The following is a 12,473-nucleotide window of genomic DNA, read 5'->3' on the forward strand; positions in this document are numbered from 1 at the left end:
GTGCAGTTCCAGTTGCGCCACAGCGGTTTTCATCACCTCGGCCGACTGCAGCACGAACGGCAGCTGCATGTGACCCGAACCGAACAGCTCGCCAACGGTTTTCATGCCCGAGAGCAGGGTCTCGTTGATGATCTGCAGCGGCGGAACATCTTTCATGGCCTCGTGGAGGTCGGCCTCGAGGCCATTGCGCTCGCCGTCCACGATCCGCCGGGCCAGCCGCTCGACCAGCGGCAGCGCCGCCAGCTCCTCGGCGCGCGAAGCCTTGGACGAGGCAGTTGACATACCCTCGAACAGGGCCATGAGCTTCTGCAGCGGGTCGTAGTCCTCGGTGCGCCGGTCGTAGACCAGATCGAGGGCGGTCTCGCGCTGCTCGTCCGGGATCCGCGCCATGGGCAGGATCTTCGACGCGTGCACGATGGCCGAATCCAGTCCGGCCTGCACGCATTCGTGCATGAACACCGAATTGAGCACCTGCCGCGCCGCCGAGTTCAGACCGAAGGAGATGTTCGAAAGACCCAACGTGGTCTGCACATTCGGGTGACGCTTCTTGAGTTCGCGGATGGCCTCGATGGTTTCGATGCCGTCGCGCCGGGACTCCTCCTGGCCGGTGCCCAGGGTGAAGGTCAGCGTGTCGATCACGATGTCGGACTCCTCGAGTCCCCAGTTGCCGGTGATGTCGGCGATGAGCCGCTCGGCGATCTCCACCTTGTGCTCGGCGGTGCGCGCCTGACCCTCTTCGTCGATGGTCAAAGCCACCACGGCCGCACCGTGTTCGGCGACCAGCGCCATCGTCTGCTGGTAACGCGACTTCGGGCCGTCGCCGTCCTCGAAGTTCACCGAGTTGATGGCGCAGCGCCCACCTAGATGTTCCAAACCGGCCTTCAGCACCGGGGTTTCGGTGGAGTCGAGCATGATCGGCAGCGTCGAGGCGGTCGCCAGACGCGACGCCAGCTCCGACATGTCGGTGGTGCCGTCGCGGCCCACGTAGTCCACGCACAGGTCCAGCATGTGTGCGCCGTCTCGGGTCTGGTCCTTGGCGATGTCGAGGCACTTCTGCCAGTCACCGGCCAGCATGGCCTCGCGGAAGGCCTTCGAGCCGTTGGCATTCGTGCGCTCACCGATCATCAGGATCGAGGCGTCCTGCTCGAACGGCACCGCGCTGTAGATGGACGACACTGAAGGCTCGTGCACCGGCTTGCGTCGCTCTTGAATTGGACGCAGCGCCTGCTCGACCTCGCGCACCGCCTCGGCCACCTGCCGAATGTGCTCGGGCGTGGTGCCACAGCAGCCACCCACCAGCGACAGCCCGAACTCCGACACGAACTGCGAGAGCGTGACGGCCAATTCCTCGGCGGTCAGCGGGTACTCCGCACCCTTCGCACTCAGGATCGGCAGGCCCGCGTTCGGCATCACCGACACCGGCAGCTGCGCGTGCTTGGACAGATGCCGCAGGTGCTCGCTCATCTCGTCCGGGCCGGTGGCGCAGTTCAACCCGATCATGTCGATGCCGAGCTTCTCGAGCGCGGTCAGCGCCGCCCCGATCTCGGAGCCGACCAGCATGGTGCCGGTGGTCTCCATCGTCACGTGCGTGATGATCGGAATCCGGCGACCCGCGGCTTCCATGGCGCGGTGGCTACCGGTGACCGCGGCCTTGACCTGCAGCAGGTCCTGGCAGGTCTCGACGAGAATGGCGTCCGCGCCGCCGTCGAGCATGCCGAGCGCGGCCTCGGTGTAGGCATCGCGCAGTGATACATAAGGAGCATGACCCAGGGTCGGCAGCTTGGTGCCCGGACCCATGGACCCCAGCACATACCGGGGAGTCCCGTCCGCGGACTTGCCCATCTCGTCGGCGACCTCGCGGGCGAGGCGGGTGCCGCGCTCGGACAGATCGCGAATCCGATCCGCGATGTCATAGTCGGCGAGGTTGGGCAGGTTGCATCCGAAGGTATTGGTCTCGACCGCGTCGGCACCGGCCTCGAAGTAGGCCCGGTGAATGTGCCGCAGCACGTCGGGCCGGGTTTCGTTGAGGATCTCGTTGCATCCTTCGAGGCCCCGGAAATCATCCAAAGTGAGATCCGCGGCCTGCAGCGTCGTGCCCATCGCACCGTCCCCGATCACGACACGCCGCCTGAGCGTGTCCAAAAGGGTGGTGTCGAACTGAGTCATGGGCTGGCTACTCCTTCCACAACTCAGCGATCTCTTGTGCGGCTTGCTTGCCGTATGCGCCCCCGATGCGTTTGAGGACCGCGCTGCGGTCCCACGACCAGCCCTGCGGCGCAAGTGATTCGAGAACAATTACTGCCACAGCGGAGCCCAACTGAGCCGATCGCTCCAGGGTGAAGCCGTTGACCCGACCGAACAGGAAGCCGGCCCGGAATCCGTCCCCCACACCGGTCGGATCCAGCTTCGCCGTTTCCGGAACAGCCTGAACACGTATTGCGGTGCCATCCGAATCGGCGATCTCTACGCCTGCGGCCCCCAGGGTGGTTACCCGAGTACACCCGCGCTGTGCGATCTCGGCGGCCGTCAACCCCGTCTTCGACTGCACAAGTCGCCACTCGTATTCATTGGTCAATAGGTAGTCGGCGCCGTCGAGTAGATCTCGTACCTGCTCAGCCTCCAGCCGGGCCAGCTGCTGCGACGGGTCGGCCGCAAACGGGATGCCCAGCGCACGACATTCTGCGGTATGCGCCAGCATCGCAGCGGGATCATTCGCTCCGATCACGGCCAGTTCCGGGCGACCGAAACGCTCCACCAAAGCCGCGATCGAAATCTGTGAAGCCTCGGCCATCGCGCCGGGATAGAAGCTCGCCAGTTGGGCCATCTGACTATCTGTGGTGCAGATGAAGCGAGCTGTCTGTGCTTGGTAGGACGTTCGCACACCGCGGATTTCGACGCCATGGCCCGACAGCCATAACCCATACTCCCGGAAGTCGGTACCGACTGCGCCGATCAACACGGGGCGATGACCGAGAAGCCCGAGGCCGTAGCAAATGTTCCCCGCAACGCCGCCCTTCTGAATGACGAGGTCCTCGACGAGGAAGCTCAGCGATACGTGGTCCAGATGGTCCGGCAACAGCAGTTCAGCGAACCGGCCTGGGAATCGCATCAGGTGGTCCGTCGCTATCGAACCGGTTACGAAGATCATCCGACGGCAGCTTTCAGCGAGTCGACACGATCGGTGCGCTCCCAGGGCAGGTCGAGGTCGGTCCGACCGAAGTGGCCGTATGACGCGGTCGGGGCATAGATCGGGCGCAGCAGGTCCAAATCTCGAATGATCGCGCCGGGACGCAAATCGAAGACCTCCGTGATCGCGAACTGAATCTCGAGCGGATCGAAGTTCTCGGTGCCGAAGGTCTCGACGAACAGACCCACCGGCTCGGCCTTGCCGATGGCGTAGGCCACCTGGACCTCCATCCGGTCGGCAAGCCCCGCTGCCACCGCGTTTTTCGCCACCCACCGCATCGCGTAGGCCGCACTGCGGTCGACCTTGGACGGATCCTTTCCGGAGAACGCTCCACCTCCGTGGCGAGCCATACCCCCGTACGTATCTACGATGATCTTTCGGCCGGTCAAGCCCGCATCACCCATCGGACCACCGACCACGAACTTCCCGGTGGGATTGATCAGCACCCGGAGATCGTCGATTCCGATGGTGCCTCCGAGTTCCTGCAGTACGTGGTCGATCACGTAGGTGGACATATCCGCGGCGAGCAGCTCGTCGAGGTCGATATCGGGCGCATGCTGCGTCGATATGACGATCGTATCCAGGCGCACAGGAGTATCACCGGCGTACTCGACGGTCACCTGCGTCTTTCCGTCCGGCCGCAAGTATGCCAGGAGCCCGCTCTTGCGGACCTCGGCCAGTCGGCGAGAAAGCCTGTGTGCCAAAGCAATCGGTACCGGCATCAACTCTGGCGTCTCCGAGCTGGCGTAGCCGAACATGAGCCCCTGGTCGCCGGCTCCCTGTTGCGCTGCGTGGTCATCGACGCCGTCCACTCTCGCTTCGTAGGCATGGTCAACGCCTCGGGCGATATCAGGCGATTGGGCGCCGATAGCGACATTCACTCCACAGGTATTGCCGTCGAAGCCTTTCTGTGAACGGTCGTAGCCGATTTCGATAATCTTCTCGCGTACCAGGCTCGGGATATCCACGGAGGCGGTCGTTGTCACCTCACCGGCCACGTGTACCTGGCCGGTGGTCACCATCGTCTCGACGGCGACGCGGGCCGAGGGGTCGGCAGCCAGCAGCGAATCCAATATCGAATCGCTGATAGCATCGCAAATTTTGTCGGGATGTCCTTCGGTCACGGATTCGCTGGTGAACAGTCTCCGCCCGCGCGCCGTCGATGCGTTCATGCACTTTCCTTTTCTGTCGCGGTTGTACGGTTCAGGGCGCGCTGTTCCAGTCGAGGACCAACCCGGAGTACACATAGCGGCTGGCTTCGATGCCCAGCAGCAGGATTCGGTCGCCGTCGGTTACGGTCGAGGATCGGACTCCGGCATCGAGGGAGAGTGGGACGGCGGCGGAGCCGGTGGCGCCCACATCGGCCAGATTTTCGACGATCCGGCCTTGCAGGAGTTGGTAATCGGATTCGGAGATGCCCGCGTCCGCAAGTTCGCGGTTGAAGTAGCCAGCGTTGCCCTCGGGCAACACAATGTGCGCGAAGTCCGCTACGTGCAGGCCGGTGGAGCTCAGCACATCCGAGAGGGCGGCAGCGAAGACCTTGGGACCGAATGTCGACGTGCCCGGTACATCGATCTTCATCTCCACCGGTTTCTTGCGGGTGCGCTGTTCGCGGAACGAGATATCAGTACCGCCTCCGATCACCTGCATGCCGGGGCTGCGCAGGCCGCCGATACACGAGTTCACGAAGTGCGTCTGCCGCGGTTCGCCCTCCGTGGCGGTCAGTGCGATAGCTCCGGCGCCGTCGCCGAAGGTGAACAGGGTCAGGCGATCTCGCATCCGAATACGATCGGGTTCGGAATCCAGATAGATCGGTGCGATGATCGGCGAGATCGCCTCCGACCCGACCACGACGGCATTCCGGTGCATGCCGGCGGCCAGGAGTCGGTGTGCCACATCGAGCGCCTGGACTGCACCTGCGCAACCAGCGCGTAGTTCAATGGTCGCGCAGCGCTCCAGCCCGAGATACGACTGGATCATCGTCGCCACATTCGGCAAGTGATAGTCAGGGCTGGCCGTGCACACCACCAGGAGTTCCAGTTCCTGCGGCTCGATCCCGGCGCGCTCAAGTGCCTGCTCGACTGCGGCTAGCGCCATCCTGCTGTTGCTGATGCGATGTTCACCGGTCCGAGGGTCGATCATCCAGTGCCGCCGCTGTACCTGGATTCCCTCCAGCACGTCGGCAGGCAAGGCACCGCAGAGCTTTTCGAGGTCATCGTTACCGATCGGTTCGAAGGGTACGAAAGCGCCGGTCGAGGCGACCGTCACGGTGTAGGTCGGAGTCATGCGGAAGTCCTTGTCCAAGGGGCGATAACGATGCTGGTATGGGTACCGCCGAGTGAGGAGCTGTTGATCAGTACGGGGGCGGCCGAGCCAGTTGTCTTCCATTCGGTCACTGCGAGCACGATCGACAGCTGGGCTCCTGCGCCGATCGGCTCGCCGAGAATACGTTTCGGCGTCTCGACGCGGATATCACCGAAGACGCGATGAATAGCGCGCAATTCGGGTGCGTCGGCGAGGGCGATGCCCGCCGCGTTGGCCCAGACGGCGGCGATCTCCTCGCTCGCGAGGCCGGAGTCGGCGAGCGCGATGCGCATAGCGCGTTCCAGCCCGTTGCCACGCTGATCCCAGCGGCCGACACCGATGCCGTCGGAGGCGGTGCCGTAACCCAGGACGCGGGCGTATGCGGTGACCCCGCGGAGCGAGGCCTGCTCGATCGACTCCAGAACCAGTGCCCCGGCGCCCTCTGAAAGCGTGAAATTGCCTGCGAACACGGGAATTTCGCCGTATGCGGCGAGTAGGCCGGGGGAGAAGGCGTCCACGGCCGATACCACCAGGGAGTTCGCGCGCCCCGAGCCGATCAGATCGACTGCGATGCCGAGCGCGGCCGCACCTGCCGCATGGCCGGAGGTGATGGTGGTGGTCGGTCCCCTGGTACCCAGTGACATCGCCACCTGCCCGGCCGCCGCGTTGAATACTGTGTTGGGGAACACGGCTGGATCGCCGTATTGCAGGCCCTGTTCCAGGACTGGCGTGGCGAAGCGCTCGTTGCTCTCGACCGGTCCGGCGCCGGTGCCCACTATGACGCCGGTAGCGGTCAGCAGATCGCCCGAATCGCTGAGCTTCGCGTCCTCCAATGCCATTCGGCTGGTTGCGACCGCCAGTTGTGACAATCGATCCATACGCCGCCGTCGCCGGGTGTCGCCAGCCGCGGACAGATCGACATCGATCGGTACCGCTCGCAGGCCATCCGTTTCGGGCAGGGCGGTCAGCCCGGATCGGTAGTGGCGCAAAGCATCAGCCGGATCGAAGCCGAGCGGTGTGGCCAGGCTGAGGCCGGTGATGACGACGCCAATTGGACTGGCGATAGTCGCGGGTTTCCTGGGGGAGTCCCCGCGCGCCAACGCCAAGGTCGCGTTGGCTCCGGCAAAGGCGAAATTGTTGGATAGTGCTACGTCGGTGTCCATCGCACGTGCCCGCCCCGGCACCGGGTCTAGCCCGCACTTCGGGTCGGTCTCGCCGAAGTTCGCGGTAGGGGGTGCCATCCGATGTGCGAGACCGAGGATCGTGACGATCGCTTCGACAGCGCCTGCGGCTCCGAGTAGATGCCCGATCATCGATTTAGTGCTGCTCAACGCGATTTGCACGGCATCTTGACCGAAGGCTGCGCGCACGGCATTGCTCTCAGCCGAATCGTTCTTCGGAGTACCGGTACCGTGCCCATTGATGTAGACCACGTCCGCTGTGGTCAGTCCGGCCGAACTCAGGGCAGCCCTAATGGCGCGTGCGGCGCCGGCGCCCTCGGGATGCGGTGCGGTCGGGTGGTAGCCATCGGCCGACATGCCGTACCCGAGAACGTAGGCCAGAGGAGTGATACCTCGCTGCCGGGCCAGCTCCTCGGAAAGCAACACGAGCATCCCGCTGCCTTCTCCGAGTGAAAGGCCCTCTCGATCCCTTGAATACGGTGCGGCCGGTCGCGGCGACAGTGATTCGAGACTGTTGAAGCCGGCGAAGGCGGTCTCGGTGAACGAATCGCTGCCGCCGACCAGCACCGCGTCGGCGCGCCCGCACCGGATCAGTTCACTGCCGTGTGCGATGGCGTGGGCGCCGGATGCGCACGCGGTGTTCAGCGAGATCACCGGTCCGCGAATGCCGAAAGCGGCGCTCAGCGCTTCCGCGCCCGCGTGCGGAGGCACCAGCAGCCAGTCCTGCCAATCCGGTGTGCCGCCCGTTAGTTGTTTGCGGTACGCCAGCTCTGCGGTGCGCCAGCCGCCATTGCACGTGCCGTAGACGACACCGAAGCGTTCGGCTGCAAGGGTCTCGCCGATCGTGATGCCGCTGTCTCGCATGGCCTCTGACGCCGCCCGCAGGGCGAAGGCAATGGACGGTTCACGTACCGTGGTGTCGGAGGCCACCTGTCCGCCGATGCGGGTACGGATCGCGCTGAGATCGAAGCCGCGAACAGGGCCGATGCCGACCTGTCCCGCGCTGGCGTTGTTCCAGAGGGCCGCGGTGCCGGCGCCGAGCGCTGTCACCGCGCCAACCGACGCGACGACGACGGGTGGGGTTGAAGATTTATTCTCGCGCAACGGATTTCCTATCGTTTAGCTCGCGCGGGAAAGCACAACGCTCGCGGACTGGCCTTCCAAGCCGCGGCCGAGTGCTAAGGCGTGCATGATCGTGGTCTCGCGTACGGTGCCCCGGACCAGGTCCAGTGCGGTGGTTCCAGTAATACGCCGATCGGGCGTATCCAGATTGAGTATCGGTAGGGCGATCCCGTGATGGACTGACAGCGCCGCGGCTGCCGCGTTCATGGCGCCCGCCGCGCCAACCAGATGACCGGTTTGAGGTTTGATGACGCTCAGTGCGGTGCGTTCGCCACCTAGCGCGGCATGCAAGCCGTGCGCCTCGCTCAGATCACCGAGCCGGGTGGCCGAACCGTGGCCGACGACGTAATCGAGTTCGCCCGGCGCGATTTTCGCGTCGTCGAGGGCTCGGGCGACTGAGACCCGAACGCCCGTTCCCTCGCGATCCGGCTTCGGTGGGCTGGCAAGGTCGTTACCCGCGCCGTAACCGGAGACCTCGGCGTAGATCCGCGCGCCGCGCGCAAGCGCTCGTTCGCGTTCCTCGAGGACAAGAATTGCCGCCCCCTCGCCGAGCACTGCGCCGGATCGGCCAGTGTCAAAGGGGCGGAAGGCCGCCGCCCCGTGGCCATTGTCTGGTGTGAGTACGCCGAGCGAGTCCATCTTCGACATCGACCACCAGCCGGTGGCGTCCTCGGACCCGCCGGCGAGTGCTACGTCCGCGTCGCCGCGCCGGATGGCGCGCATGGCCCGGCCAATGGCGTTGCTGCTGGCATCGGCTGTGCCAGCGAAAAACGCGTTGACGCCGCGTATCCCGTGTATCTGCGAGATATGGAACAGCGACGCCGACTGCAATCCCTCGACGTAGAACAACGGGGGCACGATTGTCCGGGAGCCTTCTCCCAGCGCCTGTAGATCGGCGGTCCCGTCGGGCCTCCGCACCTGCTGCAGATTCTCGATCAGCGAATCGATCCGCGAGATCTCCTTGTTCGCGCCGAGGAACAGGCCTGTGCGCGGGCCTAATTCGTCGTTCTCCGGCAGACCGGCATCGCGCAACGCCAGCCGTGCGCCCGCGACAGCCAGCTGATCGCCGCGGTTCACGGTTCGTAAGGTGCGCTTGCTCAGATAGTTCAGCGGTTCGAAATCGTCGATCTCGGCCGCGAGCCGAGCGGTCAATGGAGTTGGGTCGTAGGTCGAGATCGGCCGTACCGCACTGAGTCCGGCGAGCATGCCAGCCCAGCAGTCCTCGACGCCGATTCCCAGTCCGGTGATCAGGCCGACACCAGTTACGACCACTGTTCGGGGGTTCACAGCGTGCCTCCTGTGGAGATTTCCGTCGGACCGACTTCGATGCGGTCAGCGGAGGCGACCTTGCGCCCGTCGACGGTGACGATCGCACGCCAGGCGTCGGTGACCGCGGTGACCTGAATCTCGACACAGTCGCCCGGCCGGACCGGTGCTCGCCACCGCAGACCGCGGGCCTCCCGCAATTCCCAGCACTCGCCCAGCCCGGCCGCCAGCGCCGAGGCGGCGGCGATCGTATCGAGCAGCAGGACACCGGGATACAGCGGGAAGCGGGGAAAATGTGTTGCAAATATCGGCAGGGTGCCGGGGATGTTCCGGACGACCACCGCACTAATGCCCGGATCGACGGTGACTATGCGGTCGAATGTTTCGGTCTGCATCACTTCTCCGGCGGTACAAGCGCGAGGCTGGTGTTGGTGCCGCCGAATGCGAAGGCATTCACAAGGGCACCACCTACCGGTGCCCGGCGTGCGATGAGCGGTACGTAGTCGAGGTCCAATTTCGGGTCGGGGGTGGTAAGGTTCGCGGTCGGCGGCACTACCTGGTCGCGCATGGCGTAGATCGCGGCAACTGTATTGAGAGCTGCTGCAGCGCTGGTCAGATGTCCGGTCATCGATTTGGGTGAGCTGATCATCAGCTCATAGGCGCGCGCGCCGAATACCTTCTTGATCGCCATCGTCTCGGACGCATCGTTGCCGTGCGTGCCGGTGCCGTGTGCGACAACGTAATCGATGATCTCCGAGCCGTGCGGCGACGTTGCCAGCGCGGCCTCCATGGCCTGTATGGCGCCGTTGCCGTCGGCCGGAGAATCGGTGATACGCCAGGCATTCAGTGTCGATCCATAACCTACGATCTCGGCGAGAACCGTCGCGCCCCGCTTATGCGCCGCATCCAAGTCCTCCAGTACCAGTACTGCCGCGCCCTCGCCGAGCACGAATCCGGCGCGGTGGCGGTCGAAGGGCCTGCAGGCGGTCTCCGGATCCTCGTTGGCATCGGCGTTCAGCGCGCCGAGCAAGCTGAAACCAAGGACATCGGTCCAGGTGGTCAGTGAGTCATAGCCGCCAGCCAGCATGGCGACCGCATCACCCTCCTGGATAGCTCGGTAAGCCTCCCCGATCGCATGCCCGGACCCTGAACATGCCGTGCTGATGCCGATCATGGGTCCGGACGCACCGAACATCCGGGACATCGCGGCTGTTGCTATGTTCTGGCTGTAGGCGATCGCATCGCCGGGCGGGTATGGCACCAGCGCGAGCGGATTTCCACTACTGGCCCGCGCGTGTCCGACATCGAGGAGCCATTGCAGGTCGGGGCGGCCGACACTGGCACCCATGGCGATTCCGCAGCGTTCGGCAGCGTACGCGCCCGGTTCGAGGTGCGCGTCGGCGAGCGCTTGCCAGGCTGCGGCGACGCCGAACTCGCCGGCGCGCGAAAGGTGCCGGAAGCCGATCGTCGTCGGCACGGTGTCTGTGAGCCGGAATCCGCGCACTTGACCGGCGATCCGCACCGGAAATCCGGTGACGTCGAAGGTTTCGAGTCGCCCGATCCCGCTGCGGCCCGTAACTAGAGCCTCCCAGGTGGAAGCCGAGTCGAGTCCGAGTGGGGTGACTGCGCCGACGCCGGTGACGGCTACCCGCCTCATCGCAGACCCGCCAATCCTTGCAGATGCCTTGCAAGCCTGCGTGTTTCGTCCTTCTCCTCGAGGAGTTCGGCGTCTACCAGCGCGCACATGAGATGCCGGGCCTCGAGCACGGTCGCCTGGTTGGTTCGTACCGTTCCGGAGACGACCGCGGCGTCGTCGTGTGTCGAGTCCACTTGGACGTCCAGTCGGAGCACGTCGCCCGGGCGGACATCGTCTCCCCATCGCACCTCTTCGACGCCGAGCAGAGTTGCGCGCCGCGTGAAATCGGAGCCGAGCATTAGTAGCCACGACCCGGCTTGTGCAAGTGACTCCAGCACCAGGGCGCGCGGCATAACCGGACCGTCCGGTGTGGTCTGCCAGTAGTCCTCGTGTGCAGAGGTGACCTTGCGACCGGTCAGCCGTTCGCTCGCGACCCACGAGTCGATACGGTCGACAAAGTGGAATCTCATGGCCGACCCAGACCGATCTGGCTGGAGAAGCCGCCGTCGACAGCCAGGACCTGTCCGGTGATATGGCGGGAGCGATTCGAGGCAAGGAACACGACGGCGTCGGCGATGTCCTGTACCTCGGCGAGGCGCCGCTGCGGCACCTGCTTCACCAGTTTGGCCGCGCTCTTGTCCAGTAATTCGTTGACGAGATCGGTCGGCGCGTATCCAGGCGCTACCGCATTCACGCGAATGCCGAACCGAGCCAGTTCGATGGCGCTGGTCCTGGTGAGTGCGTCCAGAGCGCCCTTGGAGGCTGCGTAGTTGGTGGTGCCGATCCAACCTCGGCTGCCGACAACCGAGGAAATATTGACAATCGAACCTGCCTGTTGTGCCATGAAATGCTCTGCGACACAGCGGATTCCGTGGTAGGCACTGCCCAGGTTCACCTGTATCACCCGCCACCATTCGCTTGGGTCTACGTCCCACAGCAATCCGTTGACGGCAATGCCGGCGTTGTTGACCAAAATGTCAAGCCGACCTAATTCGGCCAGGGCGGCGGCGACCAGCCCTTCGGTTTCGGCGAGATCGGAAACGTCCGCGGCCAAGGCGATCGCCTTGCCGCCCCGCTCCTCGATCAGTGCGACGACCTTGTCGGCGTCGTCTTTGTTCGCTCGGTAGTTCACCGCCACCGCCGCGCCCTGCGCGGCGAGTTCGAGCGCGATCGCGCGCCCGATACCACGTGAGGCGCCGGTCACCAGCGCCGCCGTTCCCTCCAGCGTCATCTGACGGTCCCTCCACACAAAAGCGCGGCGTACGCGGCGGCTATATCGGCGGTGTGGGTCAGGGTCAGCGAGATCTCACGGACCTGGTGCTCGCGGGCCAGGTCGACCGCGCCGCCGTGTAGCCGTACATCGGGCTTGCCTTGCCGATTGTTGATCACCTCGACGTCGGTCCAGTCCAGGCCCGGGCCCACGCCGGTGCCAAACGCTTTGAGCACGGCCTCCTTCGCGGCGAAACGAGCAGCGAAGTGCTGACCAGAGCTGCGGTGCCGGCGACAGTAGGCCGACTCGCGTGCGGTGAAGACTCGGGCTTCGATGCCCGATTCCTCACCGAGCAGGCGGGTAACCCGCGCCACCGTCGTGAGATCCGCGCCGACCAGGATCCGGCTGCCGTCGGGCAGCGACTCAGGCAGCTCGGGCAGCACCGTCGGTGGTAGCGACATCGCGGTCACGACTGCGCCGCCCGCTCGGCCACCATGCTGATGATGAACTCGACCGTGACCAGGCTCAGCACGTCGTCGGCCGTTAGCGAACCCAGCGATGCATCGA

11 protein-coding genes are annotated in these 12,473 nt (G+C 65.0%); all 11 read right to left on the reverse strand.

Annotated features, from left to right (window positions below; translation table 11 throughout):
- Positions 1 to 2,166, reverse strand: a 2,166-nt coding sequence (locus IRT45_RS34955; RefSeq protein WP_194810035.1) for a homocysteine S-methyltransferase family protein, incomplete at its 3' end; no start/stop codon positions are given.
- 7 nt (positions 2,167 to 2,173) lie between these two features.
- A complete protein-coding gene (locus IRT45_RS34960) occupies positions 2,174 to 3,148 on the reverse strand; it encodes a carbohydrate kinase family protein (RefSeq protein WP_194810036.1) in 975 nt (324 codons plus the stop codon).
- Complete coding sequence (gene metK, locus IRT45_RS34965) at positions 3,145 to 4,359, reverse strand: methionine adenosyltransferase (protein WP_194810037.1); 1,215 nt, start codon at positions 4,357 to 4,359, stop codon at positions 3,145 to 3,147. The genes IRT45_RS34960 and metK overlap by 4 nt, the downstream gene beginning before the upstream one ends.
- Before the next feature lie 31 nt (positions 4,360 to 4,390).
- Complete coding sequence (locus tag IRT45_RS34970) at positions 4,391 to 5,473, reverse strand: 3-oxoacyl-ACP synthase III family protein (RefSeq protein ID WP_194810038.1); 1,083 nt, start codon at positions 5,471 to 5,473, stop codon at positions 4,391 to 4,393.
- Entirely contained in the window at positions 5,470 to 7,776 is a 2,307-nt protein-coding gene (locus IRT45_RS34975) for a beta-ketoacyl-[acyl-carrier-protein] synthase family protein (protein ID WP_194810039.1), read from the reverse strand. The genes IRT45_RS34970 and IRT45_RS34975 overlap by 4 nt, the downstream gene beginning before the upstream one ends.
- 15 nt (positions 7,777 to 7,791) lie before the next feature.
- Entirely contained in the window at positions 7,792 to 9,081 is a 1,290-nt protein-coding gene (locus tag IRT45_RS34980) for a beta-ketoacyl synthase (RefSeq protein WP_194810040.1), read from the reverse strand.
- Positions 9,078 to 9,455: a 3-hydroxyacyl-ACP dehydratase FabZ family protein gene (locus tag IRT45_RS34985; protein ID WP_194810041.1), complete on the reverse strand. Its 378-nt coding sequence runs from the start codon at positions 9,453 to 9,455 to the stop codon at positions 9,078 to 9,080. The genes IRT45_RS34980 and IRT45_RS34985 overlap by 4 nt, the downstream gene beginning before the upstream one ends.
- On the reverse strand, positions 9,455 to 10,717 hold the full coding sequence (locus IRT45_RS34990; protein WP_194810042.1) for a beta-ketoacyl synthase: 1,263 nt from the start codon (positions 10,715 to 10,717) through the stop codon (positions 9,455 to 9,457). Before IRT45_RS34990 ends, IRT45_RS34985 begins: the two co-directional genes overlap by 1 nt.
- Positions 10,714 to 11,166 carry a 3-hydroxylacyl-ACP dehydratase gene (locus IRT45_RS34995; RefSeq protein ID WP_194810043.1) on the reverse strand — a complete coding sequence of 151 codons (453 nt, stop codon included), beginning with the start codon at positions 11,164 to 11,166 and terminating at the stop codon, positions 10,714 to 10,716. Before IRT45_RS34995 ends, IRT45_RS34990 begins: the two co-directional genes overlap by 4 nt.
- Positions 11,163 to 11,927: a 3-oxoacyl-ACP reductase family protein gene (locus IRT45_RS35000; RefSeq protein WP_194810044.1), complete on the reverse strand. Its 765-nt coding sequence runs from the start codon at positions 11,925 to 11,927 to the stop codon at positions 11,163 to 11,165. The genes IRT45_RS34995 and IRT45_RS35000 overlap by 4 nt, the downstream gene beginning before the upstream one ends.
- Positions 11,924 to 12,367 (reverse strand): holo-ACP synthase, encoded by a 444-nt coding sequence (gene acpS, locus IRT45_RS35005; RefSeq protein WP_228535933.1) that lies wholly within the window; start codon positions 12,365 to 12,367, stop codon positions 11,924 to 11,926. The genes IRT45_RS35000 and acpS overlap by 4 nt, the downstream gene beginning before the upstream one ends.
- Positions 12,368 to 12,473: the final 106 nt, after the last annotated feature.

This window comes from Nocardia sp. BSTN01, assembly GCF_015354405.1.
Classification (GTDB): Bacteria; Actinomycetota; Actinomycetes; order Mycobacteriales; family Mycobacteriaceae; genus Nocardia.